Here is a 25,190-nt window from a genome sequence, read left to right on the forward strand (position 1 = left end):
GTGTACTCCTCCGGTTCGTCATGGTTCCTGTGGGTCGCGGCGATCGCCATCGGGCTACCTGTCGGCCTGATCGTCCTGACCGAGTGGCGGCGCGCCCTGATCCGCCGGCGCAGCCCGCTCGCCGCGCCCGTCGGGCTCCTGCGCACGTATGTGCTCCCCGTGATCGCCGTCCTGCTGCTGATGCTCAAGGTGGCGGTCGTCCCCGCCCGCGACGTTCCCATCCGCATCGTGGCGACCGTCCTGGTGTTCCTGGTGCTGCTGCTGGTGCTGTCCGGCTTGAGCAACACGATGTTCGCGAACGCCCCGGAGACCTCGTGGCGCAGCCGCATCCCCCGCATCTTCCTCGACGTCGCGCGGATGGTGCTCATCATCCTGGGCTTGGCGGTGATCTCCCGGTACATCTGGGGCAGCAACGTCAAGGGCGTCTTCACCGCGGTCGGTGTCAGCTCCGTGGTCCTGGGCCTCATGCTGCAGCACTCCGTCGGGCAGATCGTGTCCGGGTTGTTCATGCTGTTCGAGCAGCCGTTCCGGATGGGCGACTGGCTGGACACCGCCGCCGCGCGTGGCCGCGTCGTCGAAGTCAACTGGCGCGCCGTCCACATCGAGTCCAGCACCGGCGTACAGATCACGCCCAACTCGGTGCTGGCCGGCACGTCCTTCACCAACCTGAGCCGGCTGGCCACCTCGCACACCACCATCACGACGACATTCGCCGCCACCGACCCACCCGACCAGGTGTGCGCGATGCTCACCCGGATCGCGGCCGCCCTACCCAACCGCGGCGACGACGTCGAGCCCACCGCCGTGCCGATCGGCGATCACAAGTACCGCACCACCATCGGGCTGAAATCGCCCGGGGACGACGACGCCGTGCAGGCCACCTTCCTACGCTGGGCCTGGTATGCGGCTCGGCGCGACAAGCTGCATCTCGACGGTGTGGCCGACGACTACTCCACCCCCAAACGTGTCGACGAGGCGCTCGAGGAGGCGGCGGCACCCGCGCTCCGGCTGAACAAAGCCGACCAGCAGGCTCTCGCGCCGTATGCGCGCCTGATCCGGTACGGCACCGGCGAGCTCATCCAGGCACCCGGCGAGGTCCCGAAAACCATCACGGTGGTGGTGTCCGGGCGGGTCCGATTGACCGTGCCGACGGCCGACGGTTCAGTCGCCGGCGTGCGTACCCTCGACAAGGGGGCTCTCCTCGGCGTTGCCGCCTTCACCCACCAGGCGAACCTCGCTTACGTCCACGCCATCGACGAGGTCACCCTGCTGCAGATCGAACACGACGAAATCCAGCGCCTGCTGGCCGACCGCCCGCAGCTGTCGCGGGAGTTCGGTCGCGTCATCGACGAACGCCGCAGCGAGGCCAGGGCCACCATCAAGTCAGCGGGGAAAACGGACCGCGCCAAGGTGATTCGAGATGCGGCAGCACAGCTCGGCACTGCCGGTGGAGCCAAGGCGTTGGATACCCCTTAGCTCATCACAGGCATCACGTTTCAGCCATCCCGTCGAGCTTGCTGATGTGTCGCTCGAAGAACTCGATGATGTCGTCACGACCGCCTGACACCCCAAGCGACGCATGCATGGACAGCAGTTGCGACGTCCCGACGATCAAGAACGTCGCTACCGCCGGCGATAGGTCCTCGGCGGCGATGCCATGCCGCACGAGGACGGACCTGATGGTCTCGACCTGCGCGTCCAGAATCTGCTGCGCCGCGCCCGCGACCTCAGATTGCAGCGCTTTACGATGATTGGCGAGTGCGACGTACTCTGTGAGCAGTCGAGACTCACGGTTGTCGATGAGGTAATTCCACAACGCCCGCAACGGGTTCGGCGCCAGCAGGATATGCGCCTGCGCGGCCAATCCGAGCTCGGTCTTGCGCCGGATAGCAGCCAAGAACAGATCGTCCATGGTGCGGAAGTAGTAGTGGACCAGCTGCGGCTTCAGTCCAGCTCTTTCAGCCAGCCGCCGCGAGGTCACCGCGGCGTAACCCTCCTCGAGCATCAGCGCCTCAGCAGCATCGAGCAGGGCGCCGCGGTTCTTGGACTCGGGACCAGCGATCCTGCGTTCCGATGCCATAGCGTCACCGTCCAATCTCGGTCGCGGCGCGCCGCGTCGATCTCGATGCACACCACGGAAGCGTGGCGACGCCACGATGCTAAGCATGTGCTCGGCACAAGCGGCCACCAGCCTGCCCTCGGGTACAGTTCATGAGTGTTTTCCGCCGATGACATGGGCGTGTGGTGACCGGCCCGACAGACGATCCGATCTGGAAACAACGCGCGGTCGAGCGCTCCCTCAAGACGGCGAAACTACGGGCAGCCCAACGAGTACAACGATTCATGGACGCCGCTCAGTCGATCATCGCCGAGAAGGGCAGCACGGATTTCACGGTCCAGGAGGTCGTCGACCGCTCCGGCCAGTCGCTGCGCAGCTTCTACCTGCAGTTCGATGGCAAGCATGAACTACTGCTGGCGCTGTTCGAAGATGCGCTGGCCCGCCTGGCCGACCAGATCCGGTCCGCGATCGACGCCGAGATCGACCCACTGAAGCAGCTCAAGAACGCCATCGCGCTACTGCTCGAATTGTGTCGTCCCGGCCCGGCACCCGGGCGACCGCTGTTCACCGACTTCGCTCCACTTCTCATGGCCACTCACCCAGCTGAGGTGAAAATTGCCCATGCGCCGCTACTGTCATTGCTTACCGAATTGATGGAAAATGCCAGTGCGGCTGGGGAATTGCGCTCAAACGTCAACCCGGCACGGATGGCAGTCATAACCATGCAGACGGTGATGTCCGTCGCCGAACCCACCGGAATCACCGGCGACTCAGACACGGATCCCATCACCACCGAGGAACTCTGGGATTTCTTGGCCAACGGCTTCGTCGCGCCGTGATGAGAATTGGATACCGATTTCCGAGAGGAGGTTGCCCGCAGTGACAAAAGTGGCGGCAGCAGATAAGCGCCGGCGGCGCGAACGCGGTTCCATCAATCCCGACGACATCGTCAGCGGTGCATTCGAACTCGCCGAACGGGTTTCGATCGACCATCTCAGCATGCCGATGCTGGGAAAGCATCTCGACGTCGGTGTCACGAGCATCTACTGGTACTTCCGCAAGAAAGACGACCTGCTGGACGCCATGACCAACCTCGCCGTACAGCGGTATGCGCTTTCCACGCCCTATGCCGTTGGCGAAAACTGGCGGTCTGCACTACGCAGCCACGCCCGCACGATGCGACAACTGTTCCTGGACAACACAGTCATGTGCGACCTGATCCTCATTCGCTCCCCACATGCCCAACACGCCGATCGCTTGGGCCTACAAGCCGTCGAGCAAGCCATCTCCAGCTTGGTCGAAGCCGGGCTGACGCCGGAGGCCGCGTTGGATGTCTATGCGGCGGTATCAGTCCACGTGCGCGGATCGGTTGTGCTGCAACGACTTCGGGACAAGGCGGCGCTCAACGAGGGGCGAGGTGGGCGCCGCGACACTCTCCATGCCGATCCCGCTACCACACCACTGCTCGCGCAGGCGCTTCAGGACGGTCAGCAACTCCACACTCTGGACGAGGCGAATTTCGACTTCGGTCTCGAGTGCATTCTCGACCATGCTGAGCGCCTGATCACGGTCAACACGAAGCCGGCACGAGTGCGCAGACCGGTGCGCCCGTGAGCCAGCGGACACCACGCCGGCCGATGCTGCCGCACGGAGAACACCGCTCGCGTGGGATCTAGCTCCGGTTCGTCCTGATGTCGAAGCCGACCTTCTCGCCATCGACGCTGGTGATCTTCAGGTGCGCCTTATATGGCCCGTCCGGTCCCGTGAAGGTGCAGTCGAATTCGCCGCCGACCTTGGCGTCGATGCCCGACGGGCACTTGACATCGGTCGGGTGGAATCCGGTCTTGCTGGTCACCATATCGGTCACCGACTGCGCGGCGCCTTCCGGTTTGATGGTCGAGGTACACGCGCCCAACTGCAGCGTGAGCACCCCGACGATGACGGTCGTGCCGATGAAGCCGGTGGATCGGGTCATGACGGGAACGTAGTGGCAGGCAGTTGGAAACGCGTTGGAAAACGGCCGCAGCGTCCGGCCGCGGGCGATTAGCCGCGCGGTCAGCGGGTATCACGACAGTTGCCCTTTCACCTGCCGAGGTAATCGCGACGATGAGGTTTGCATATCTGGCCGGAAGCTTGGCGTTCCTCCTCATCTGGCTGGCGCTGTGGTGGCGTTCGAGCCGGCTGCGCCGCATGCTGATGCTGCGGGTCAGCGCGGCAACCGCGCTGCTGGGACTCACCGAACCGCTCTACGTTCCCGAATACTGGCACCCACCAACGCTTTTCGACCTGAATCTCAAGACGGGTTTCGATATCGAGAGCGTGTTGTTCTCGTTCGCCATCGGGGGAATCGCCACCGCGGTGTACGGCGCCTTGCGTACGAACCGACAGCTGCGCCGCAGCGCAGCCGCACCGCGTGGGCCTCGTCAGCTCCTCCACGCCGTCGCCATCGCGGTCCCGATACCGGTGCTCGTCCTGCTCACCCTCCTGACGAGCCTCAACCCGATCATCACGACCATCGCGGCGCTGAGCGCGGGCGTGGCAGTCAGCGCGGCCTGCCGGCCGGATCTGATCGCCCGGATGTTGACGTGCGGTTTGCTGTTCTTCGGCCTCTACTTCGTCTTCTTCGCGCTGTTCAACATCGCATTTCCCGGCTACATCGACAGCGTCTGGAATCTGCCGGCACTGTCCGGGGCCGTCATCGCGGGCGTACCTGTCGAGGAGTTGTCGTTCGGCTTCGTCTTCGGCCTGATGTGGTCCAGCGTCGCCGAGTACGTCGTGTGGGCGACGGTCGACCCATCGGCGTGACGGCACGACGGCGCCGCGGGCTCGCGTTTGCGGTGGGCACCGGCAGAAGTGGGTATCAGCCAGACATGAATGCCGAGATGATCCAAGATCGCCGCGCGTCGCTGTCGTTCGTCGTCGCGCTCACCGCGCTCGTGGGCGTCTTGGCTTACTGCGACTTCCCAGTGGAGTGGCTGGTCAACTCCCAGCTCAGCCCCCTGCGCTCGTACGTCAGCGAGCTGGCCGTCGCAGGCCAACCGGCGCGTTCGTTCTTCCGGGTGAGTGACGTCGTGGCCGGAGTCGGCTTGATCGCCGTTGCCAATCTGCTGATGCGTTGGCCGCCGACAACGCAGGCGTCGGTCGCGCATCTGTGCGCGATGGTCGCCGGAATCTCGTCGATGGCCGATGGCCTGTGGCCCATGCCGTGCGCGCCATCGATCGACATGAGCTGCCGCGCAAAGGAAGAAGCGATTCACACCACGCAGGTCGTCCAACCCCATACCGCTTCCAGCCTCATCGGGTTCACCGCACTCGTCTGTGCCATCGGCCTCTACGGGGCAGTGCTGACACGTCACCCGGGCTACGGCAGGCTCGGCGCCGCCGGACTCTCTGCTGCAGCCGCGGCTGCCCTCCTCGGCGGTGTCGACGTCGCCATGTGCCTGACGTCCTCGACGGCCTGGGCCGGGCTGGTGGAGCGGCTACAGATCGGCGTCATATCTGCGTGGCTGGCTGCTCTGGTAATCCGCGCGGCACGTGACGGCGTCACTGTGATCGACGGATGCGGTCCCCCACGGCCGCAACCCGGCGCCGTACCCGAGTGACCCGTGGTACGTACTCGGCCGCGCGCCGGGCACCGTCCAGAATCGTGGTCATCGGCTGCAGCGGTGCGGAGACGCGAATCGGCGTCCGATCGACCTGCGGCGGCTGATTTCCCTGCCACCACACCGGTTCGGTGAGCCGCTGCACGAACGGCACCGAACTCTCCACCGAGGCGTTGCCCCACTCGATCGCGCGATCGATGGCTTCCGGCGCGGCGGCCAACGTGACGGGAGACAGCGTGGGACTGAACCGGATGACGCGGTCGGCGAACGGCGCGTTGCGGACCATCTGCAACTGCAGCGCCTGGGTGATCGGTTGCAGCCAAAGGTGTCTCGGGTTCCATTGCGGGTGGAAGCAGTCCCAGCCGATGTAGCACGCGTTGCGGGTGCCGAGCCGACCGTCCTGAATTCGCTTCCACGCCAGCTCGATCGGGACGTTACTCGCCGCTCCCCCGTCGACCAATGCGGCGACATCCTTCTCCACGAGCAGCTGATCGAGCAGGCCCCACATCCGCGGATCACTCGACTCATGATGCAGAATCCCCGGGATCGCCGACGAAAAGCTCGCGGCGTCAACGACATTGAAGTCGGCCGTCAGATCGTCGCCGCCGAGCACGATCGGCTTGACGACGCGCGAATCGATGAACGCAGCGACCTGCCACAGCCGGTTGACGACGCCGGGCGCGTAGCCAAGCTTGAGGTGCTCGAGCGCGCGCACCCCCATCATCGTGAAATGCGACGGATGGAACTGGCCGGGCAGCCGGTCGAAAGACTGCTTCCGGACCCCGGCGACGACGGTCTCGTACGGGATCGAGAGATCGGTCATCCGCATCGGTTCACCGTCCTCGCGCGTGAACATCTCCTTGGCGAACTCGTTGAACTGCAACGAGAACAGTCCGTTGAGTCCGTGGCGACGACGGGTCCGGGCCGGGGCCAGGACGCCGCGGTAGGTGACGGTCTTCGCCCAGGCGACGTAGTCCTCGATGGGCACCGGCAGCACGCGCGCCATGACGCTGCCGACGATGGCGCCGAACGAGTTGGTCAACATGTACGCGGGCGGCAGCCCCGCCGCGAGCATGCGCTGCATGCCGCCGAGGTAGACGTAGCCGGCGCCGCCCCCGCCGCCCAGCACCGCGACGTAGGTCTTGTAACCGAGTTCGGCGTCGAGTTCGGCCGCGGAGAAGTCATTGCCGTGACGCTCCAGCAGCACCGACCGCTCGTAGTCGACGTCTTCGGCGAAAGTCTCGAGGATCGCCTTCGCGGCATCCAGCCGTTCCTGTGCGGTGGTTCGCCCGCGCAGTGCGTGGTAGAGCGCGTCAATCACCCGGGCACGGAAGCCGGCGATCTCGTCACCGACCGTCACATCGCCACGGCCGCGGGTGCCGCCCGGCCCGGCGGCACCCGGTTCGAACACCGTCAACCGCGCGAAGCTCAAGAGGTAGCGCAGGCGCCGGAACTGCTCGGGGCTGAGCACGTCGGGGCATTCGAGGTCGGCCCGAACCAGCGCGGCTTCCATGTGCTGCAGTGCGAGAGTCGGATTGCTGCCCGGAAGGCCAGGGGGTTCCGCGGCTTCTATCACCGCCAGCTCGGTGGACACGTCGCCGAACGGTACGAGCTCGGGATTCACCATCAGATCATTGTTCGCCACCGGGCATCCGGCCGCGGCGGTTGGGTCGGATTGCCAGAACTGCCCGACAACGTCAACTCTGCCGCGACTCGGCCAGCACGTCCGAGAGCCACTTGATCACCAGATCGGGCTGCTCGTCGATGATGAAGTGACCGCAGTTGGGCACCTCGGTGATGTTCAGATCGTCGGCGTGGTCCTTGAAGCCCTCCAGCAGCGACGGATGCACCGCCACATCGTCGAGACCGAACAGCACCCGCACCGGCATCGCGAGCTTCTGATCGTCGTAGGGACCACGCGCCAGTTTCGCGAACTCCTTGCCGACCATGGCGCGGTAGATCTTGGAGCCCGCGACACGACGGTCCCGATCACGGAAGCAGCTGCGGAAGAAGTCCACCGACTCCTGGGGCATGCCACTGCGGCGGATGAACCACCACAGCGTCGGCGACAGGTGCGACAGCGGCCCGACCACCGGAGCGCCCACGACAAGTTGGTACGCGAGTTTGTGGGCATGCCGTGCGACCCGGCCCGGCTCCTGCCACACCGGCGGGATGTTCAGGATCGCCAGCCGCGTGACGCGCGTCGGCGCCTTCAACGCCACCAGCTGCGCGGTCCAGCCGCCCCAGTCATGACCCACCAGGTCGAAGGTGTCCAGCCCCAGCGCCGTCGCCGCGGCGAGCACGTCGGAGGCGAACTGCTCCTTCTCGTAGCCCTTCGGCGTGACCTCGCTCCAGCCGGCGCCGCGCAGGTCCATGGCGTGCACCCGGTAGCCGGCATCGGCCAGCGCCGGGATGACCTTGTGCCACATGAACCAGTTCTCCGGCCAACCGTGCAGCAGGACGACCGGGCGCCCCGCCTCCGGCCCGGCCACGGCGACGTGAATCTTCACGTCGCCGGCCTGCACGTATTCATGGGTCACGCCATCGACGGTCGGCATGCTGCGCTGAGTCATGCGCGCATCTTACCGCGCGGTAAGTTCGATGATCGAGAGGTGGCGGATTCTTCGATCGGGACGCTGACGCGGTCCGCAGCGATCAGTTCGTCGCCGCGTTCCACTCATAGGGCAGGAACTTCCCGTCGAACGTGATCACCACGCGGTCACCGCCCGGGTGGGGCTTGCGTTGCAGGTCGAGGCTGAAGTTGATGGCGCTCATGATGCCGTCACCGAACTGCTCGTGGATGACCTCCTTGAGCGCTGGACCGTACACCGAGAGCGCTTCGTAGAGCCGGTAGATGGTCGGGTCGGTGGGCACCGCGGTCGGCAACCCGCCGCGCATCGGAACGGCGGCCAGCACGGGAACGACGGACTCGTCGAGACCGAGCAGTGCCACGACCTTGGCGCCCAGTTCGGCCGGCACCGGGTGCTGGCCGAGCAGTGCCGCGATCGTCCACACCAGCGGACGCTCGACCGCATCCGCCAACTGTTGCCACGTCAGGCCTTTCGCCAGGCGCGCGGCGACGATCGCTTCGGTTACTTGATCTCGTGTCATGCGGTACAGCTTCGTGGACCGGTGTTACTGAGGAATTACGAGTTCGGCGCTGCCGCACCAGCAATGCCCGCCTCCGGAAACGAGAAAACCCGCCCTGACCGAAGTCAGAACGGGTTTTACTTGTGGAGCTAAGGGGACTCGAACCCCTGACCCCCACACTGCCAGTGTGGTGCGCTACCAGCTGCGCCATAGCCCCTTAAGTGGTGCCTGATGAAGCTACACCACTGGCACCACGGTCGACAAAACGGCTGGTCAGAGGGACCCTTCCACCGGCTCGTGGCCCAGTGGACAGATCGGGGTCTCCTCTTCGTCACCGGAATGACGCGTTTCCGGGGCCAGCGACCAACACACCGCAGCCGCCAGCAGGATCACCCCGCCGACGCCGAAGGCGGCGGTGAACGACACGTGCTGGGCGATCTGTCCGGCGGCCAGGGAGCCGACGATCGTGCCGAGGTCCGACATCATCTGAAAGGTCGCCACGGCGGTGCCGCCGCGCGCCCGGTTGCCGATGATGTCCGCGACAGCCGCCTGCTGTGGCGAGACGAAGACGCCACTCGCCGCACCCGTCACGAACGCGATCACGAGGAACACCGGCAGCGACGTGGTCCAGCCGAGCAGCGCCGTCGAGGCGGCCGACACCGTCAAGCCGACGATCATCAATTTGCGGCGGCCCACCCGGTCGGACAAGTGCCCGCTGGGAATCACGGCACAGACGTTGCCGATCGCGAACATCGCCAGCACCAGGCCGGCCATGCCCGCGCTGCGGTGCAGCACATCGACGACGAACAGCGGCACCAGCGCCACCCGCAGGCCCAGCGCCGCCCATCCGGCCGCCAGGTTCGACAGCAGGGCGGCCTGATAGGCACGGTTACGCAGCACGGTTCGCACCGACACCGTCGGCCCGATCACCTCCTCGTCGCGAGCGGCCAGCGTCGAGTTCCGCAGGCTGACGAACACGACGACCGCGGCGACCACCAGCGCCATGCCGTAGATGGCGAACGGTACGGACAGACCCAGCCCCGCAGTCAGGCTGCCGACCACCGGCCCGGCCACGCCACCGATCATGAATGCGCTCGAGAACAACCCGGCCACCCGGCCACGGGCGTCGAACGGCGACAGCCGGATCATCAGCGCCAGCGACGACACCGTGAACATCGCCGAGCCCGCACCACCGAGGGATCGGAACACCAACAGCTGCCAGTAGGTCTCCGCAAACGCGCAGGCCAGCGTCGACAACGCGACGATCAGCAGGCCGGTGAGATAGACGCGCCGCTCACCGAGCTTCTGCACCAACAGGCCGCTGGGCGGCGCGAAGATCAGCCGCATCGCGGCGAACGCGGTGATGACGAAGGTCGCCGCGCTGATACTGACACCGAAATTGCGGGCGTACGCCGGCAGTACCGGGGCCACCACGCCGTAGCCGAGTGCGATGACGATGTTGGCGCCGGCCAGCACCCAGATCTCGGCCGGCAGTCGGGTCGGGGTCGGACAGTCGCCCTCCGTGACAGCGCTCACGCTATGACTGTATTCACCACTTCCCGCGCCGCGGCCTGAACCTGCGCCAGATGCTCCGGACCCTTGAACGACTCGGCGTAGATCTTGTAGACGTCCTCGGTCCCCGAGGGCCGCGCGGCGAACCAGGCGTTCTCGGTGGTCACCTTGAGCCCGCCCAGCGGCGCGCCGTTGCCCGGCGCAGTGGTCAGCTTGGCGACGATCGGCTCGCCCGCCAACTCGGTCGCGGTGACCTGCTCGGCCGACAGCTTCGCCAAGCGGGCCTTCTGTTCGCGGCTGGCCGGCGCGTCGATGCGAGCGTAGGTCGGAGCACCGTACTTTTCCGTCAGCTCGGCGTAGCGCTGCGACGGCGACTTACCGGTGACCGCCAGGATCTCCGAGGCCAGCAGCGCCAGGATGATGCCGTCCTTGTCGGTGGTCCAGACGGTCCCGTCCGTGCGCAGGAACGACGCCCCGGCACTCTCCTCGCCGCCGAATCCGATTGTGCCGCTGAGCAATCCGTCGACGAACCACTTGAAGCCGACCGGCACCTCCACGAGCTTTCGCCCCAGTCCGGCGACCACCCGGTCGATGATCGACGAGCTGACCGCGGTCTTGCCGACCGCGGTGGAACCCGGCCACCCCGCTCGATGCGTGTAGAGGTAGTCGATGGCCACGGCGAGATAGTGGTTCGGGTTGAGCAGGCCCCCGTCGGGCGTGACGATGCCGTGCCGGTCGGAGTCCGCGTCGTTGCCGGTGGCGATCTGGTAGCGGTCCCGATTCGCGATCAGTGACGCCATGGCGTTCGGCGAGCTGCAGTCCATCCGGATCTTGCCGTCGGTGTCGAGCGTCATGAACCGCCACGTCGCGTCGACCAGAGGGTTCACGACCGTGAGGTCCAACTGATGCCGCTCGGCGATGGCAGCCCAGTAGTCGACGCTCGCGCCACCGAGCGGGTCCGCGCCGATGCGCACGCCCTCGGTGCGAATGGCGTGCAGGTCGACCACATTCGGCAGGTCCTCGACATAGGCATTGAGGTAGTCGTGCCGCTCCGTGGAGCCCAGCGCACGGGCCAGCGGTATCCGCTTCACGTCGCGCAGCCCGTCGCGCAGAATCTCGTTGGCGCGCTTGGCAATCACACTCGTGGCATCGGTGTCTGCCGGACCGCCGTTGGGCGGGTTGTATTTGAAGCCACCGTCGCGCGGCGGGTTGTGCGACGGGGTGACGACGATGCCGTCGGCGAGGTCGCCTTCACGGCCGCGGTTGAAGGTCAGGATCGCGTGACTGACCGCCGGCGTCGGCGTGTAGCGGTCGGCCGCGTCGATCATCGCGACGACCTCGTTGCCGGCCAGCACCTCGAGCGCCGTGACCCAGGCCGGCTCGGACAGGGCGTGCGTGTCACGTCCGATGAACAACGGTCCGGTGATGCCCTGCGCGGCGCGATACTCGACGATCGCCTGTGTGGTGGCCAGGATGTGCGGCTCGTTGAACGCCGCGTCCAGGCTCGAACCGCGGTGGCCCGACGTACCGAAGACCACCTGCTGGTCGACGTTCTCAGGATCGGGCGCCACGGTGTAGTAGGCGGTGACCACGTGGGCCACGTCGATCAGGTCATCTGGCTGGGCCGGTTGGCCGGCGCGCGGGTTGGCCGTCATGGCCTCGATTCTGCTACCGCTTCTCCCCCGGTGTGCACCGGTCGGCGTTCGGCCACCATACTTTTGCCCTATGTTCGGCCACGACAACCGAGAATTGGCCGCCGTCTTCGTCGGGGGCGCCATCGGCACCGTCGCGCGCGCCGCACTCGCCGTCTTCGCTGCACCCCATCCCGCGCACTGGCCCTGGCCGACGTTCGTCGTCAACATCGTCGGCGCTTTCCTGCTCGGCTACTTCACCACCCGGCTGCTGGAGCGGTTGCCGGTGTCGAGTTACCAGCGCCCCCTGCTCGGCACGGGCGTGTGCGGTGGCCTGACCACATTCAGCACCATGCAGGTCGAGACGGTGCGGATGCTCCAGCACGGCGCCTACGGACTGGCCGCGGGCTACACGGTGGCCAGCATCGTCGCCGGACTGGCCGCGGTGTACCTGGCCACGGTCCTGGTGCGACGGGTTCGGGTGCGGGCATGACGGCGGTCATCTGGCTGGGCGTCGCGCTGATCGGTGGCGTGGGAGCCGTGTCGCGGTTCCTCGTGGACCGCGCGGTGTCGAAACGCAAGAGCAGCAGTTTCCCGTTCGGCACCTTCGTGGTGAACCTCAGTGGCGCCTGGCTGCTCGGCTTCTTCGGTGGCCTGGCGTTGAGTCCCAATGTCGCACTGCTGGCCGGCACCGCGTTCGTCGGCGCCTACACGACGTTCTCGACGTGGATGCTGGAAACCCAGCGCCTCGGCGAGGAGCGACAGGTCTGGTTCGCCCTGGCCAACATCGTGGCGAGCGTGGTGCTGGGCCTGGCCGCCGCGGCGCTGGGAATCTGGATGGGTGGCCTGCTGTGAGCGAAGCTGCGGACTACCTGAAACTCACGACGTATTTCGGTGAGCGGCAACGTATTTCCGGCCGGTTCCTGGCCGAGGAGCTGCTCGACCTGTACGCCGCCGAGAACGTCGCCACCAGCGTGGTGCTGCGCGGCATCGCGGGATTCGGGCCGCGGCACCAGCTGCGCACCGACCAGACCTTGAGTCAGTCCGAGGACCTGCCGGTCGCCATCGCCGCGGTGGACACCGCCGACAAGATCGCCGCACTGGCCGAGCAAACAGCGGAACTGACGACGCGCGGACTGGTCACGCTCGAACGCGCTCGCCTGCTCACCACCGCAAAGTCCGGCGCGAGCTCATTCCCGTCGCTTCGCTCGCCCCACCACACCAAGCTCACCGTCTATGTCGGCCGCCAGCACCGGATCGCTGGCCGGCCGGCCCACATCGCGGTGTGCGACCTGCTCCACCGGAACGGATTCGCCTGCGCCTCGGTCTTTCTCGGAGTCGACGGCACGGTCCGTGGCCGCCGTGAGCGCGCCCGCTTCCTGAACCGCAACCTGGACGTTCTTGTCATGATCATCGCGGTCGGCGACGGCGACCGCGCCGCCGCGGTCCTGCCGGAGCTGGAGCGGCTGCTGCCCGACCCGTTGGTGACGGTCGAGCGGGCCGAGCTCTGCAAGCAGGCGGGGGCGCTACTGGCCCGCCCGGGTGCGCTTCCGGCGTACGACGCCGCCGGAACTCCGCTGTGGCAGAAGCTCATGGTGTACACCACCGAGGACACGCTGCACGGCGGCGAGCCGGTGCACCGCGAGATCGTGCGCCGCCTGCGCGGCATCGAGGCCAGCCGCGGCGTCACCGTCCTGCGCGGTATCTGGGGCTTCCATGACCGACGCAAGCCGCATGGCGACAGATTGTTTCAGCTCGGCCGTCAGGTTCCCGTCACGACCATCGTGGTCGATACTCCGGAAAACATCTCTACCGCTTTCGATCTCATCGATGAAGTGACCGCCGAGCACGGAGTGGTCACCTGCGAACGCGTGCCGGCGTTGGTCTCCATCGACAACGGAAACCGGGACGGCGGTACCAGTCTGGGCCACTTCCTCACTTAGAAGGTAAGCCTAGCCTAAACACCTTCAGTCGACTACGGTCCCTCGACATGGAGACAACTGAATCGGTAAGCAGTGGCTTGGCCAAGATCATGCGGGACGACATGGGCGTGGACATCAAACGCGTCACCCGCGAATCACGGCTCATCAACGATGTCGGTTTGGACTCGGTGGCATTCGCCGTGGGCATGGTCGCAATCGAAGACCGCTTCGGCGTCGCACTGTCCGAGGAAGACCTGCTCAGCAGCGAAACCGTCGGCGACCTCGAAGACGCGATCGCCGCGAAACTCCCTACCGCCCAACGCTCATGAGCGCCTCCAGCCTCGCCTCCGCCCTGTCCGCGGTGATGACGCGGTCCACGCGCGACCTGGTGACGCTCGATCCGAAAACCGGTGACTGGCAACGGCATCCCTGGCAGGAGGTGCACGCCCGGGCCGAGAACGTCGCCGCACACATCGACGGACAAAGCCGCATCGGGCTGGTCGGCGAGCCCACGGCGGAATTCCTGGCAGCCATCTACGGCGCGATCTTCGCCGGCGCCGCAGTGTCCATCCTGCCCGGGCCGGTACGCGGCGCCGACACGGCCACCTGGGCCGCCACCACCCTGAACAGGTTCGCCGGTATCGGCATCGGCACAGTGCTGAGCCACGGCAAGCATCTCGACCTGTTGCGCACGGGCGCCACCGATGTGGAACTGCACGACGTCAATGCCGTTGCCCACGAACGTCGTTCGACAACCTTCGTACCTTCTCGCACCGCCGACTTCGGCATCCTGCAGGGCACGGCGGGATCGACCGGCACGCCCCGCACGGCGCAGATCCCCGCGGACGCGGCGTTGGCGAACCTGCGTGGACTGGTCGCGCGGATCAATGTCACCGACGCCGATCGTGGACATTCGTGGCTGCCGATCTACCACGACATGGGCCTGGCGTTCATGCTCACCATGACACTCGGCGGCGGCGAGCTGTGGCAGGCGCCGACCACCGCGTTCTCCGCGTCGCCGTTCAACTGGCTCAAGTGGTTGACCGAGAGCAAGGCAACCATGACCGCGGCGCCCAACATGGCGTTCGGGCTGCTCGGCAAGTACGCCCGCCTGGTCACCGATGTCGACCTGGGCGCACTGAGATTCGCTCTCAACGGCGGCGAACCCGTCGACTGCTACGGCACCGATCGGTTCGCGACCGAGATGGCCAAGTTCGGCTTCGACGCGAACGCCCTGTGCCCGTCGTACGGGCTCGCCGAATCAACCTGTGCGGTAACCGTTCCCGCCCCGGGTGGCGGACTGCGGTGCGACGATGTCACCGTGTCGATCGACGGCGACACCGCGGTGCGCAGGTACGCGGTGCTCGGCCGGCCCATCGACGGCATGGAAGTCCGCATTGCCCCCACCGACGTGCCCCACGAGCTCACCGGACGCGAAGTGGGCGAAGTACAGGTGCGCGGCACCTCGATGATGGCGGGCTATCTCGGACAGGACCGCATCGATCGCGAAGAATGGTTCGCCACGGGCGATCTCGGCTACTTCACCGCCGACGGCCTGGTGGTGTGCGGCCGGCGCAAAGAACTCATCACCGTGGCCGGACGCAACATCTTCCCCACCGAGGTCGAGCAGGTGGCCGCCCGCGCCGACGGCGTGCGCGAGGGCGCCGTCGTGGCGGTGGGCACCGAAGGCTCCGGCGCCCGACAGGGTTTGGTGATCGCCGCGGAGTTCAAGGGCGACGACGAGTCGACCGCCCGCAGCCAAGTGGTGTCCCTGGTCGCCTCCGAGTGCGGCATCGTGCCGGCAGACGTGGTGTTCCTCAAACCGGGCGCCCTGCCGCGAACCTCGTCGGGGAAACTCCGTCGCCTCGAGGTCCGACGCACCCTGGAAACGGTGGGATCATGACCACGGTCGAGTCGTGCACCATCGAGGCCTATCGCGAACTGCTGGGCGAGGTCTTCGACGACCGGGTCCGCGACTGGACCGCGGAAGCCGAAGAAACCGACCGCTTTCCGCGCAAGCTCATCGAATACCTGGGCCGGTCAGAGGTTTTCGCCGCCAAGTGGGGCGATAGCCAACATCCGGACGTGGCAAAAGTGTTCGCCCTCGCCGGGGAGTTGGGCAAGCTCGGATCCGCGGGAATCGGCGTCGGGGTGAGCCTGCACGACTCGGCCATCGCCATCCTGCGCAGGTTCGGCAAGTCCGACTATCTGCGCGATATCACCGAGCAGGCCATCCGGGGCGATGCCGTATTGTGCATCGGCGCGTCGGAAGAGTTCGGAGGTTCCGATCTGCAGATCGTCGAGACCGAAGTCGTCTCCGCGCGTGGCGGTTTCGAGGTCCGCGGCACCAAGAAGTTCGTGTCGCTGTCGCCCATCGCCGATCACATCATGGTGGTCGCCCGGAGCGTCGACCATGATCCGGAGAGCCGCCACGGCAGCGTCGTCGTGATCTCCGTGCCGACGGCGCAGGTCGAGGTACGCACGCCCTATCGCAAGGTGGGCGCCGGGCCCCTCGATACCGCGGCGGTCCACATCGACACCTGGGTGCCGGCCGACGCTTTGGTGGCGCGGGCGGGTACCGGCCTGGCCGCCATCTCCTGGGGACTGGCGCAGGAGCGGCTTTCCGTCGCCGGTCAGATCGAGGCCAACTGCCGCAGGATCATCGGAATCACGTTGGCCCGCATGATGAAACGGCGCCAGTTCGGCCATACCTTGTACGAGCATCAAGCATTGCGGATGCGACTGGCCGACCTGCACGCGCGGGTCGATCTGCTGCGCTACGGCCTGGCGGGCCTGGCCGCGCAGGGGCGCATGGATCTGCGTGCGGCCGCGGCCATCAAGGTCACCGCGGCGAGGCTCGGTGTCGAGGTCGTCGACGAATGCATGCACATCTTCGGCGGGGCCGGATATCTGGTGGACGAGACACCGTTGGGCCGGTGGTGGCGCGACATGAAGCTCGCCCGGGTCGGCGGCGGCACCGACGAGGTGCTCTGGGAGCTCGTGGCGGCGGGAATGCGGCCCGACTACGAGGGATACGACGCGGTGACGTCGTCACCGTTCATCGCTTGACCAGATTCACCAGGAACTCGATGGTGACGATGGGATCGACGGCGAGCAGTCCCACCGGTGGCGCCGGCGGGACGATGCCATAGTCGGCGAAGGTGACGGGGATTTGGCCCACGGCCACAACCCCGTTGCCCGACCGCTGCACATCCAGCCGTACCGCGACCTGGCGGGCGACGCCCTTGAGCGTCAGCTGCGCCGAAACCTCCATTGTCGTGGGCATGCCGTCGCCGGAGACCGACGACAGATCGACCGGATCGAGGACCGCGAGTTTGGCCGTCGGGAACTTGGCGGCATCCATCACGTCGGTGCCGCGGAACCTGTCGTCGCGGCCGCGGTGCGGCGACTGCATGGTTGCCACGTCGACGACGAAGCTCGCCGCCTGCAGCGTGCCACCGGTAACCGTGGCGTCACCCCTGACCGAGTTGGTCCGTCCGGTCACGGTCACGGTTTCCCACAGCAGTTGTTGCCGGGCGCGGTAACCCGCCTGGGAACGGTTGGCCTCGTCGTCGGGGCCCGCGGCCACGATCCATTTACCGTCGAGGTTCGTGCTGGCCGGACGGTGCGTGGACGGCAGGCTCAGGGCCGGCGCCGGTGCGCCTTCCATCTGGGTTCGGTAGAACCACGGTCCCGCGCACACCCCCACAACGGCGAGCACTGCCAGCAACAGCAGAAGCCTTTTTGCCACTCCCTCTATATACAGGGCGGGTTCGGCGTCAGCTGGATGGGCGCGCCAACGCGTACAGCGCCATCCTGCGGTTGGCCATGTCATGTTCGCCGAGGAATTCGGCGCCGCCATGCTCGACGAGCCGTCGCGCGCCGGTGTTGCGATGGTCGGGATCGAACATCACCCGACGGCACGACGGCACCAGTTCGAACAGACTCGCCAACACCTGGGGCATCAACAGCGGTCCCAGCCCACGATTGACGAAGCGCTCGTCCGCGATCGCGGCGTGCAGCCCCAGATCGTAGGGATCGGCATCGTATCGAGGCGCGATGGAATCCTTGGCGGCCCAATACAGCTCCAGGTAGCCCATGGCCTTGTCCTGGTAGCTGACCAGTAGCGGCCGCGAGTACTCACCGTCGAGTTGCGCCTGCAGGTGCCGCCGCCACCACTCGGGCGGTCGGTCGTACTCCCAGGCCTCCGCCAGATGCGGCCGGTTCATCCATTCGGACAGCATCTCGGCGTCGGCATCGGCGTCGACAAGGCGCACCGCCCACGGGCTTGCCAGCCGCGGCACGGGTGGTGCGCCCACCGCTCGCACTTCAGCGGACAGTGAGGTCAACTCGCGCGGTAGCACCGGCCCCTGATCAATCTCGGTCATTTCAGCGGGGAGCCTACCCGATTTTGTTTAGGTTAGGTTTGCCTACATCAGGGTGTCGGCACCTGGTCGATTACCTGCCCACCGGACCGTCACCGCTACGGCCGCCGACACATCCAGAACCCGTGCGGACTGCTTGTTCGGACGCTGTAACGCTCAGCCACAGACGGTCGATAGAACTGCTAACGTAGTCATCAATCACTTTGGTCGCATCGGTTAGCTGGTGCGGGAGGGGAATACACAATGTCTTTCACCACTCGGATGATGGTCGGCGCGGGCTCGGCACTGGTCGCTGTCATGGCCAGCGGCGCAGTCGCCACCGCTCAGCCGGACCCCACCCCGATCATGTACTCGACCTGCACCTACCCGCAGGTGATCGCCGCTCTGACCGCCCTCGACCCGGGTGCGGCCGCCGAGCTGCAGGCGAACCCGATCGGCGTCGGTTACCTGCACCAGCTGATCGCCTCCGGTCCGCAGCAGCGCAAGGCCCTGATCACGCGGGCGTACAACACCCCGGGTGCCGCTCAGTACACCGACCTGGTGCTGAACGTGGCCAACACCTGCAACAACTTCTGAGCAGAAGCCAACTCGACGCGGCTCGATCCTTCGGGATCGAGCCGCGTTGTGCTTTCTGGACGCTGAACGTCAAAATCCGCGGTTCGAACCCCGGACCGCGGCGACGGCGTCGTCAGGTCCGGTGAAGGCCACCTGAGCCGGGCCGCGGCCTGCCGCGAAGAGCAGCAGCTCGCCGGGCGCGCCGGTCACCGTCACCTCGGCGCCGCGGCCGGCCGCGGCCAGGCGGCGACCGTCCGGTGTCACCAGCACGATCCGCGCCGGGGCGTTCTTGATCCCCATGCGCGCCATGGTCGCGACCTGCCCCGCCAACGCGGACACCAGCCGGTCGTCGAGCTCCCGCGGCTCCCACGTCGGCTGGGCCCGGCGCACGTCCTCGTTGTGAATGAACATCTCGGCCACGTTGACGAACGGGTCGAGCAGCTTGAACGGCGAGTACAGCGGCGGGCCCGCCGCAATCATGTCGACCAGCTTCTCCCAGTCGGTGGATGCGGTCACCTGCGCCTGTACTCGTTCGGTGTAGCCGGCCAGTTGCGGCACCAGAATTCCGGGCGCAGCGTCGAGCCGACGTTCCCGTACCACCAGGTGCGCGGCCAGATCACGAGCGGTCCAGCCCTCGCACAACGTGGGTGCATCGGGGCCGTGCTCGCGGAGGGATTCGACGAGTGCGGCGCGTTCCCGTTGGGCGACAGTCATGGCTGGAGTCTAGGTCGGCCGACGCTCAGGCGGCGCGGCACCAGCGCTGCGTTCAGGCTGCGACGCGGGTCACCTTCGCCAGGCAAACGCCAGGTGAACGATCGCGACGTGGTTACAGATGGGTACCCATCCGCACAGCGGGGGCCTCAACAGCCTCATTGCTAACTATGGTCACAACAGCCCCTCGCTGGCGTCCGAGCGCCGCCTGCCATCCGAAAGGTGTGACCGTGTCGCCGCGTCCTCGCATTGCATCGGTGGCTTTGACGGCTGCCGTCGTTCTCGGTGGAGCAGTCGGCATCGCGCCGCCGCGCGCAGCCGCCGAACCGTGCACCGGCCCGAATGCGGGCGTCCTGCCGCCGAACGGCGTGCCCTCGAGCGGCGTCATGCGGCCGCCATCGGGCGGCCACCGACCGAGCAACGCGAACGACAAGGCCCCGCTGCCGACCCTGGGCAAGTTGTCCCGGTCGCTGCTCAGCGCCTTCACCCAGGGCACCGTGCAACAGCAGGCCGGCGTACTGCCCGGCAAGCCCCGCGTGCCGCAGCCGCCGGTCCAACCGCGCGCGGCACAACCCGCCCCCGCCGCGGCGCAACCTCAGCCCGGAGCGGAGCCGGCGCCCGCCATCGACGCGGGCACCACGTCGTTGGTGGGCTGGGTGACCGGCGACCAGAGCGCGGGTGGCGACACCCTGCAGCGGTTCGGCATCTCCGGCACCGACCTCGGCATCATGTGGGACAACGGCGACCCGGTGAACAACCAGGTGCTGATGATGTTCGGGGACACCTACGGCTACTGCGCCACCCCGAATCAGCAATGGCGCTACAACACCATGTTCCGCACCAACGACCGCACGTTGTCGCACGGCATCCACATCCCACCCGGCTCGGTGACCAACCCCTATTCGGGCTCACCCGAGTGGCAGCCGAATCTGGCCAAGCAGACCATCCCGACCATCCGGTGGGCGCCTGTCGAGAAGGGCATCATCCCGACTTCCGGTGTCTCCGTGGGCAAGACGCAGTACGCCAGCTTCATGTCGATCAAGAACTGGGACAGCGCCGGCGCGTGGACGACGAACTACTCGGCGATCGCCGTCTCCAACGACAACGGCCAGAACTGGGGTGTGTACCCCAGCAGCGTCCGGCCGATGGCACCCGACAGTGTGTCGCGCGTGGCGTACCTGCCGGGGAATGAGAACTTCCAGCAGGGCGCCTTCCTGAAGGGCAGCGACGGCTACATCTATTCCTACGGAACCCCTTCTGGCCGAGTCGGAAACGCCTACGTGTCCCGGGTGCCCCAGAACCTGTTGCCGGACATGAGCAAGTACGAATACTGGAACAACGAGAGCCAGTCGTGGGTGCCCAACAACCCCGCTGCGGCCTCGCCGATCATTCCCGGCCCGGTCGGTGAGATGTCGGTGCAGTACAACACCTATCTCAAGCAATACCTGGTGATGTACTGCAACAACCTGTCCGACGTGGTGATCCGTACCGCCCCGACACCCCAAGGGCCTTGGGGCCCAGAGCAATTGGTGGTGTCGTCGCAGCAGTTCCCGGGCGGGGTCTACGCGCCGTACCTGCACCCGTGGTCCACCGGTCGGGACCTGTACTTCACGCTGTCGCTGTGGTCGGCGTACAACGTGATGCTGCTGCACACCGTACTGCCCTGAGCCGGTTGGGTTTTGGCGTTCAGTCGAGCGTGGCCCAGAATTCGGTGAGCGCGGCCGCGCCGCCCGCCGGGTCCTGTAACATCCACCAGTGCCCGAGCCCGTTGAGCACCGTGGTGCGTGCGCCCGCGCGTTCGGCTGCGCGGTAACGGATTTCGTCGGAGCCGATGTACGGGTCATCGGTGGCCAGCAGCGCAAGGCCCGGCCTGGCCCGCAACGTCTCGATGTGACGCCCGGCCTCCGCCATCGCGGGTTGGCGCGCCGAGCGGTACAGCGCCAGGATCGCCCGGCCCATCTCCGGGCCCTGCGCGGCGGCGAGGGCCGTCGCGACATCCAGCGGCATGCCCAGGGCGACCATCTGGAAGGCACGGTCCTCGACGCTGCCGCCGAGCATCGTTTCGACCAGCTGCTCGCCCTCCCCCGGCGTCTGCCACACCTGGGCCAGGTCGTGCCAGACGTAGTCCGGGTCGAGTATCCCGACGACGTCTGTCACCCAACTGCGGACGAGTTCGGGCCGGTGCATGACGGCAGTCAGGACGTGGCCGCCGCCCCAGTCGTGGCCGACGAGGTCGACCGGCTCCCCGATGGTGTCCAGCTCGGCCTCGAGCCAGTCCCGGTACGCGAGGTAGGTGGCCGAGAAGTCGGCGGGCAGCGGAGCACCGAATCCCGGTGGCGACAGGCGCACCACGTCGTCGCGACCGAGCGCATCGACCAACGGTCCCCAGATCGCATCGGTCTCCGGGTTGCCATGCACCAGAACGACGGTCATGAGGCCATCCTGGCACTGGCGCGATCGTCGTCGCCACGAATTCGTGAATGGCGTCGGTACTCGAGCAGTTGCCGCAATGTCTACGTTCTCGGTGGCGCGGTGGCCGCCGGGCCCAACAGATCGGCGCTGTTGTTCGACGAGGTGCGCCGCCACCGCCCGTACAGCGGCAACTCGCGCAACGACTCCCCGCCCACGGACCACCGTCGGGCGACGAATCGCAGGACCGTCCGCACATAGCGGTTCGTCTCTGAGTACCAACGCCATTCGTACAGCCGGCCGGCCTGCAGCCAGTGCGCGAGGGCCTCGGATTCGACGCCCTGCAGGTACGGCCGGACCCAGGTGACAACCACCCACGTCTGCGCGGCCGCAGCGTCGGGAAGCCGGAAGGTCCAGTCGATCGGATCGTCGCCGGCAATCATGGTGTGGCGCAACGCCGGTGGTGGTGGTGCCGCGCCTTCGGGCCTACCGAACAGCTGCACCGTCACGTTGTGAAACACCGCGGGCCCACCGACCTCGAACCGCACGCGGTAGGTGTCATCGGCCGCGGCGTCGCGGTGCACGGTGAACGCCGCCAACCCGCCGACGGCGACATAGCGCGCGAACACCAGGCCGCTGACGGCCATCACAACGCGGCGCGCGGCCAGCAGCACCGTGAACGTCGCGACGGTCAGCGCGACGACACCCCACACGAGGTCCATCCGGACAGCGTGTCAGAGCGTCAACGGCACGTCATGGCAATAGCGGACGTGCCGGTCAATCCGCCGTGTTCGCCTTCTCGAGTTCGCGCAGTAGTGGCAACGACAGGAAGGTCATGGGCCCTACGTCCTTGAACTTGCTGCTGACGTTTCCCGCGATACCGCCCTCGACGGCGAGGTCGCCGATCAGATCGAGTTTGAGCTGCGGGCTGCCCACACTGAAGTCGAGGTCCGCCAGGTCGACCCACACGATGTTGGGACGCGTGGTGGATTCGTAGACGTAGCGCCGGTTGGTGAGGTCCATGACCACCTGCCAGATGGTCTGCGACGCGTCGGGCTTGCCCGGATCCGGTATCCGGAAGGGTTGGGCGGCGTTGCGGATCACCGAGAACATGCTCGCGATCGCTTCGACCTGACCGGACGGAGTGGGCAGCCGGCCGGCGTAGTAGGTGGCGCGCGCGAATCGGTCGGACGCCAACGTGGAACCCGGCAGCGGCTCCGAACCGCCCAGGCCCTCGAACTTCTTCACCAGCTCAAGCTGCTGATCGAAGGTGGGCGAGTTCGTCATCACCCGAAAATCCTTGCTGTGATAGACCTTCGGCCGGCCGTCGAGGTACTCGATGATCGCCGAATCGCCCGTGGCGTCGTCGAGTGCCAGATGAATGGTCGGCGGGTCGCCGCCGGTGGGGTCGTCCAGCTGGACCACCTGCACATCGGTCTCGTCGATCCACGCGACGGCCTCGGCCACGGTCGCGAAGTTGTCGAGGAAGTACTGCAGCCAGATCGCCTGGCTCAACTGGGTCCGGGTGTCATCCGGTGTGCCGTAGGTGGATTCGGCCAGCCACAGCACGTGCCCGGCCAATCCGGCTTCGTTGATGCCGTCCACCGAGATGATGTCGAAGGCGGTGGCGATCACGCTGCCGAACTTCGAGGTCCAGGTGAGCTTGCCGGTGACGCCGTCGTCACGGCTCACGCCGCGCGGCTGCTTCCACAGGTTGGTCATGAGGTCGCGGTGGAAGTCCATGTTGCGGCCGACCAGGACCGCATCGCCTGCGTCAGGCCAGATGACTCGAGTGCACACCGGAGCAAGCCTAACTTTGCCCGCGCGCGTCGACCGCTGAATCGTTTGCTATCAATTGCCCGCCGCGCGTGGGATGCTCAGCAGGCAACTGTTCCGTACAGGGAACTCGCAGCTGATTGCCTGGGTGAGGAGGTCTCGCCGGTCAGCCGATGGTTTGCGGACATCGGTAGCTATTCACCCCTCCGAGCGGAAGCGACATGAGCATGTTGCGTACTACGACGGCCGTGCTGATCCCGGCCCTGCTGCTGACGATGTCCTGTTCCTCCGGAGGAAATGGGAAGGACCCGGCATCAGCGGTCACGACGCTGCATTTCTACGAACACGACACCGGCCAGACCAGCGTGGATCTCGGAACCCCCGGCTCGGGTCCCGGCGACCAATTCATCTTCTCCGGCGACGTTTTCGATCGCCAGGGTGGCACGAAGCTCGGGCGGACCGCAGGAGTGTGCACAACCGTCAGCGGTGATGCCACGGCAGGTGACGTCTCGTGCACCGAGACCTTCATCCTCGAGGGCAGCCAGATTTCGATCCAGATGCTGGCCGACCGCGCCGCCGTGTTCAGCAAGGGCGAAACCCTGCCCGTCTCGATCGTCGGAGGCAGCGGCAAGTACAGCAAGGCCCGCGGTGACGGCACCGCGCAAGTGCCACCCGAGGTGCCGAATCAGACCGACGCGAACTTCGTGCTGAACGTGGTGACTGACTAAGCGCCGACAGATCGATATTGCTGTCGTCAACGTTGCCAGGCACACGTCGGTACATTGTGGGCGCCAACCAGGTATTCGCCGCCTTCATGGGCAACAACCAAAGGGCGAGACGGGGCTGGCTCGATCTCTTCAATAGAGACGACTGTGCGACTCCGTGAGACGGGCGCAATCTTGCTTTCGGTCTTGCAACGCACCAACTTTCGCGAAATTCGGCAGACTACTTCGCCAGGCTGCGGGTGGAACTTGATTCGGACGTACGGCCCGTACGTTCTTCCCATCCGCGTCACGTTGCGATACGTCTTTGTCGGCATCAGGCCCAGCGAGATGGCCAATTCATAAATGTCGTTGCCAAGCCGGTTGTCTCGAACACAGATCTCGACCTGTCCAGTCGGCGAGACCGTGCCATCTGTGTCCACAATTCCCTGAATGACAGACCATCGCTGATCCAACGAAGCTCGGAGAACGGTGCTAGGAATGCGCTTACTGTTCAGCACCCCAAGTGTTCTGAGTGCTTTCTGGGCACCGCCTCCGATCCGCATTCGGTGAGTGTCCCCATGCGTCGGCGACGGGGGAGCGTGCTCGATACCGAGGCGGTCCAACTGCGCGATGAAAGCACCAAGATCATCGGTGCTGCCAGTAACCCGAGCACAGTCAGAATCTCCGTCGCCCAGCCAGTAGCCAAGAACATAAGGGTCAATCCCCAGATCGGCGGTTTGGCCAATGATCGCGGGAGTGTTGACGACGCCTGAAAACTGACCCCCTGTCGACGGGTGAATTTTGACCCCCGTCATTGATAGGAGGGTGATTTCA

At 66.4% G+C, this 25,190-nt stretch carries 26 protein-coding genes, 1 tRNA gene and 2 pseudogenes; 14 read left to right on the top strand and 15 right to left on the bottom strand.

Features of this window, described 5'->3' with window-relative positions:
* Positions 1-1,476: a mechanosensitive ion channel family protein gene (locus ACJH7A_RS20370; RefSeq protein WP_346416820.1), complete on the top strand. Its 1,476-nt coding sequence runs from the start codon at positions 1-3 to the stop codon at positions 1,474-1,476.
* Positions 1,477-1,489: 13 nt separating this feature from the next.
* On the opposite strand, the gene ACJH7A_RS20375 is transcribed toward ACJH7A_RS20370, so the two are convergent.
* Complete coding sequence (locus ACJH7A_RS20375) at positions 1,490-2,080, bottom strand: helix-turn-helix domain-containing protein (RefSeq protein ID WP_318986058.1); 591 nt, start codon at positions 2,078-2,080, stop codon at positions 1,490-1,492.
* A gap of 164 nt (positions 2,081-2,244) precedes the next feature.
* Here ACJH7A_RS20375 and ACJH7A_RS20380 point away from each other — a divergent pair, with 164 nt between their 5' ends.
* The gene (locus tag ACJH7A_RS20380) at positions 2,245-2,898 is read left to right on the top strand and encodes a TetR/AcrR family transcriptional regulator (protein WP_318986179.1); all 654 of its coding nucleotides are present in this window, start codon (positions 2,245-2,247) and stop codon (positions 2,896-2,898) included.
* 40 nt (positions 2,899-2,938) lie between these two features.
* Positions 2,939-3,673 (top strand): TetR/AcrR family transcriptional regulator C-terminal domain-containing protein, encoded by a 735-nt coding sequence (locus tag ACJH7A_RS20385; RefSeq protein WP_318986057.1) that lies wholly within the window; start codon positions 2,939-2,941, stop codon positions 3,671-3,673.
* A 58-nt stretch (positions 3,674-3,731) separates the two neighbouring features.
* Here ACJH7A_RS20385 and ACJH7A_RS20390 read toward each other — a convergent pair whose 3' ends face one another.
* Positions 3,732-4,034, bottom strand: a complete 303-nt coding sequence (locus tag ACJH7A_RS20390) for a DUF4333 domain-containing protein (protein WP_406802613.1) — start codon at positions 4,032-4,034, stop codon at positions 3,732-3,734.
* A 131-nt stretch (positions 4,035-4,165) separates the two neighbouring features.
* On the opposite strand from ACJH7A_RS20390, the gene ACJH7A_RS20395 reads away from it, so the two are divergent.
* Entirely contained in the window at positions 4,166-4,864 is a 699-nt protein-coding gene (locus ACJH7A_RS20395) for a lycopene cyclase domain-containing protein (protein ID WP_346416822.1), read from the top strand.
* A gap of 65 nt (positions 4,865-4,929) precedes the next feature.
* Positions 4,930-5,661 carry a DUF998 domain-containing protein gene (locus tag ACJH7A_RS20400; protein ID WP_346416823.1) on the top strand — a complete coding sequence of 244 codons (732 nt, stop codon included), beginning with the start codon at positions 4,930-4,932 and terminating at the stop codon, positions 5,659-5,661.
* Here ACJH7A_RS20400 and ACJH7A_RS20405 read toward each other — a convergent pair.
* The 6 genes and pseudogenes from ACJH7A_RS20405 to pgm form a co-directional block, all read right to left on the bottom strand.
* Positions 5,603-7,288: a patatin-like phospholipase family protein gene (locus tag ACJH7A_RS20405; RefSeq protein WP_406774202.1), complete on the bottom strand. Its 1,686-nt coding sequence runs from the start codon at positions 7,286-7,288 to the stop codon at positions 5,603-5,605. The two genes, ACJH7A_RS20400 and ACJH7A_RS20405, sit on opposite strands and share 59 nt — an antisense overlap.
* 70 nt (positions 7,289-7,358) lie before the next feature.
* Positions 7,359-8,234, bottom strand: coding sequence for an alpha/beta hydrolase (locus ACJH7A_RS20410; RefSeq protein ID WP_318986052.1), 876 nt, complete (start codon positions 8,232-8,234; stop codon positions 7,359-7,361).
* An 82-nt stretch (positions 8,235-8,316) separates the two neighbouring features.
* Positions 8,317-8,772 (bottom strand): cyanase, encoded by a 456-nt coding sequence (gene cynS, locus ACJH7A_RS20415; RefSeq protein WP_318986051.1) that lies wholly within the window; start codon positions 8,770-8,772, stop codon positions 8,317-8,319.
* 123 nt (positions 8,773-8,895) lie between these two features.
* Positions 8,896-8,968: transfer RNA gene (locus tag ACJH7A_RS20420), tRNA-Ala, on the bottom strand.
* 60 nt (positions 8,969-9,028) lie between these two features.
* Positions 9,029-10,287 (bottom strand): annotated as a pseudogene (locus ACJH7A_RS20425) (MFS transporter); the annotation flags it as partial.
* Positions 10,284-11,918, bottom strand: a complete 1,635-nt coding sequence (gene pgm, locus ACJH7A_RS20430; protein ID WP_318986049.1) for a phosphoglucomutase (alpha-D-glucose-1,6-bisphosphate-dependent) — start codon at positions 11,916-11,918, stop codon at positions 10,284-10,286. The pseudogene ACJH7A_RS20425 and the gene pgm, both read right to left, overlap by 4 nt.
* 70 nt (positions 11,919-11,988) lie before the next feature.
* Here pgm and crcB (ACJH7A_RS20435) point away from each other — a divergent pair, with 70 nt between their 5' ends.
* Genes crcB (ACJH7A_RS20435) through mbtN form a run of 6 tightly spaced genes read left to right on the top strand, consistent with a single transcriptional unit; the run spans position 11,989 to position 16,885 of the window.
* Complete coding sequence (gene crcB, locus ACJH7A_RS20435; protein ID WP_226518952.1) at positions 11,989-12,387, top strand: fluoride efflux transporter CrcB; 399 nt, start codon at positions 11,989-11,991, stop codon at positions 12,385-12,387.
* Positions 12,384-12,749, top strand: coding sequence for a fluoride efflux transporter CrcB (gene crcB / locus ACJH7A_RS20440; protein WP_318986048.1), 366 nt, complete (start codon positions 12,384-12,386; stop codon positions 12,747-12,749). The genes crcB (ACJH7A_RS20435) and crcB (ACJH7A_RS20440) overlap by 4 nt, the downstream gene beginning before the upstream one ends.
* A complete protein-coding gene (locus tag ACJH7A_RS20445) occupies positions 12,746-13,837 on the top strand; it encodes a DUF190 domain-containing protein (protein ID WP_406802614.1) in 1,092 nt (363 codons plus the stop codon). Before crcB (ACJH7A_RS20440) ends, ACJH7A_RS20445 begins: the two co-directional genes overlap by 4 nt.
* Positions 13,838-13,884: 47 nt before the next feature.
* A complete protein-coding gene (locus tag ACJH7A_RS20450) occupies positions 13,885-14,145 on the top strand; it encodes an acyl carrier protein (protein WP_406802615.1) in 261 nt (86 codons plus the stop codon).
* Positions 14,142-15,719 carry a long-chain-fatty acid--ACP ligase MbtM gene (gene mbtM, locus ACJH7A_RS20455; protein WP_318986046.1) on the top strand — a complete coding sequence of 526 codons (1,578 nt, stop codon included), beginning with the start codon at positions 14,142-14,144 and terminating at the stop codon, positions 15,717-15,719. The genes ACJH7A_RS20450 and mbtM overlap by 4 nt, the downstream gene beginning before the upstream one ends.
* Entirely contained in the window at positions 15,716-16,885 is a 1,170-nt protein-coding gene (mbtN, locus tag ACJH7A_RS20460) for a mycobactin biosynthesis acyl-ACP dehydrogenase MbtN (protein ID WP_406802616.1), read from the top strand. The genes mbtM and mbtN overlap by 4 nt, the downstream gene beginning before the upstream one ends.
* On the opposite strand, the gene ACJH7A_RS20465 is transcribed toward mbtN, so the two are convergent.
* Both ACJH7A_RS20465 and ACJH7A_RS20470 read right to left on the bottom strand, forming a co-directional pair.
* On the bottom strand, positions 16,875-17,567 hold the full coding sequence (locus tag ACJH7A_RS20465; protein WP_318986044.1) for a YceI family protein: 693 nt from the start codon (positions 17,565-17,567) through the stop codon (positions 16,875-16,877). The genes mbtN and ACJH7A_RS20465 overlap by 11 nt on opposite strands.
* 28 nt (positions 17,568-17,595) lie before the next feature.
* On the bottom strand, positions 17,596-18,204 hold the full coding sequence (locus ACJH7A_RS20470) for a GNAT family N-acetyltransferase (RefSeq protein ID WP_318986043.1): 609 nt from the start codon (positions 18,202-18,204) through the stop codon (positions 17,596-17,598).
* A 240-nt stretch (positions 18,205-18,444) separates the two neighbouring features.
* Between ACJH7A_RS20470 and ACJH7A_RS20475 the strand changes: the two genes are divergently transcribed.
* A complete protein-coding gene (locus ACJH7A_RS20475; protein ID WP_020102663.1) occupies positions 18,445-18,777 on the top strand; it encodes a hemophore-related protein in 333 nt (110 codons plus the stop codon).
* Positions 18,778-18,846: 69 nt separating this feature from the next.
* Here ACJH7A_RS20475 and ACJH7A_RS20480 read toward each other — a convergent pair whose 3' ends face one another.
* Complete coding sequence (locus ACJH7A_RS20480; protein ID WP_406774197.1) at positions 18,847-19,470, bottom strand: TIGR03085 family metal-binding protein; 624 nt, start codon at positions 19,468-19,470, stop codon at positions 18,847-18,849.
* 227 nt (positions 19,471-19,697) lie between these two features.
* On the opposite strand from ACJH7A_RS20480, the gene ACJH7A_RS20485 reads away from it, so the two are divergent.
* Positions 19,698-21,134 carry a DUF4185 domain-containing protein gene (locus tag ACJH7A_RS20485; protein ID WP_406783803.1) on the top strand — a complete coding sequence of 479 codons (1,437 nt, stop codon included), beginning with the start codon at positions 19,698-19,700 and terminating at the stop codon, positions 21,132-21,134.
* 19 nt (positions 21,135-21,153) lie between these two features.
* Here the strand turns inward: ACJH7A_RS20485 and ACJH7A_RS20490 are convergent, their stop codons facing one another.
* From ACJH7A_RS20490 to ACJH7A_RS20500, 3 genes are all read right to left on the bottom strand, one after another.
* Complete coding sequence (locus ACJH7A_RS20490) at positions 21,154-21,900, bottom strand: alpha/beta fold hydrolase (protein WP_406802617.1); 747 nt, start codon at positions 21,898-21,900, stop codon at positions 21,154-21,156.
* Positions 21,901-21,980: 80 nt separating this feature from the next.
* On the bottom strand, positions 21,981-22,598 hold the full coding sequence (locus ACJH7A_RS20495; protein ID WP_406802618.1) for a hypothetical protein: 618 nt from the start codon (positions 22,596-22,598) through the stop codon (positions 21,981-21,983).
* A 55-nt stretch (positions 22,599-22,653) separates the two neighbouring features.
* Entirely contained in the window at positions 22,654-23,676 is a 1,023-nt protein-coding gene (locus ACJH7A_RS20500) for a linear amide C-N hydrolase (protein WP_406802619.1), read from the bottom strand.
* A gap of 197 nt (positions 23,677-23,873) precedes the next feature.
* Between ACJH7A_RS20500 and ACJH7A_RS20505 the strand changes: the two genes are divergently transcribed.
* Positions 23,874-24,380 carry an allene oxide cyclase barrel-like domain-containing protein gene (locus tag ACJH7A_RS20505; RefSeq protein WP_406802620.1) on the top strand — a complete coding sequence of 169 codons (507 nt, stop codon included), beginning with the start codon at positions 23,874-23,876 and terminating at the stop codon, positions 24,378-24,380.
* A gap of 26 nt (positions 24,381-24,406) precedes the next feature.
* Here ACJH7A_RS20505 and ACJH7A_RS20510 read toward each other — a convergent pair.
* A pseudogene (locus ACJH7A_RS20510) lies at positions 24,407-25,190 on the bottom strand (hypothetical protein); the annotation flags it as partial.

It is taken from the genome of Mycobacterium sp. SMC-17 (assembly GCF_045310915.1).
GTDB lineage: Bacteria > Actinomycetota > Actinomycetes > Mycobacteriales > Mycobacteriaceae > Mycobacterium.

Excerpts from the sequence above, each read along its gene's own strand:
- ACJH7A_RS20375 (WP_318986058.1), bottom strand. The coding sequence starts at position 2,080 with ATGGCATCGGAACGCAGGATCGCTGGTCCCGAGTCCAAGAACCGCGGC.
- ACJH7A_RS20390 (WP_406802613.1), bottom strand. The coding sequence starts at position 4,034 with ATGACCCGATCCACCGGCTTCATCGGCACGACCGTCATCGTCGGGGTG.
- ACJH7A_RS20395 (WP_346416822.1), top strand. The coding sequence starts at position 4,166 with ATGAGGTTTGCATATCTGGCCGGAAGCTTGGCGTTCCTCCTCATCTGG.
- ACJH7A_RS20400 (WP_346416823.1), top strand. The coding sequence starts at position 4,930 with ATGAATGCCGAGATGATCCAAGATCGCCGCGCGTCGCTGTCGTTCGTC.
- ACJH7A_RS20405 (WP_406774202.1), bottom strand. The coding sequence starts at position 7,288 with ATGGTGAATCCCGAGCTCGTACCGTTCGGCGACGTGTCCACCGAGCTG.
- ACJH7A_RS20410 (WP_318986052.1), bottom strand. The coding sequence starts at position 8,234 with ATGACTCAGCGCAGCATGCCGACCGTCGATGGCGTGACCCATGAATAC.
- cynS (WP_318986051.1), bottom strand. The coding sequence starts at position 8,772 with ATGACACGAGATCAAGTAACCGAAGCGATCGTCGCCGCGCGCCTGGCG.
- pgm (WP_318986049.1), bottom strand. The coding sequence starts at position 11,918 with ATGACGGCCAACCCGCGCGCCGGCCAACCGGCCCAGCCAGATGACCTG.
- crcB (WP_226518952.1), top strand. The coding sequence starts at position 11,989 with ATGTTCGGCCACGACAACCGAGAATTGGCCGCCGTCTTCGTCGGGGGC.
- crcB (WP_318986048.1), top strand. The coding sequence starts at position 12,384 with ATGACGGCGGTCATCTGGCTGGGCGTCGCGCTGATCGGTGGCGTGGGA.
- ACJH7A_RS20450 (WP_406802615.1), top strand. The coding sequence starts at position 13,885 with ATGGAGACAACTGAATCGGTAAGCAGTGGCTTGGCCAAGATCATGCGG.
- mbtM (WP_318986046.1), top strand. The coding sequence starts at position 14,142 with ATGAGCGCCTCCAGCCTCGCCTCCGCCCTGTCCGCGGTGATGACGCGG.
- mbtN (WP_406802616.1), top strand. The coding sequence starts at position 15,716 with ATGACCACGGTCGAGTCGTGCACCATCGAGGCCTATCGCGAACTGCTG.
- ACJH7A_RS20470 (WP_318986043.1), bottom strand. The coding sequence starts at position 18,204 with ATGACCGAGATTGATCAGGGGCCGGTGCTACCGCGCGAGTTGACCTCA.
- ACJH7A_RS20475 (WP_020102663.1), top strand. The coding sequence starts at position 18,445 with ATGTCTTTCACCACTCGGATGATGGTCGGCGCGGGCTCGGCACTGGTC.
- ACJH7A_RS20480 (WP_406774197.1), bottom strand. The coding sequence starts at position 19,470 with ATGACTGTCGCCCAACGGGAACGCGCCGCACTCGTCGAATCCCTCCGC.
- ACJH7A_RS20490 (WP_406802617.1), bottom strand. The coding sequence starts at position 21,900 with ATGACCGTCGTTCTGGTGCATGGCAACCCGGAGACCGATGCGATCTGG.
- ACJH7A_RS20495 (WP_406802618.1), bottom strand. The coding sequence starts at position 22,598 with ATGGACCTCGTGTGGGGTGTCGTCGCGCTGACCGTCGCGACGTTCACG.
- ACJH7A_RS20505 (WP_406802620.1), top strand. The coding sequence starts at position 23,874 with ATGAGCATGTTGCGTACTACGACGGCCGTGCTGATCCCGGCCCTGCTG.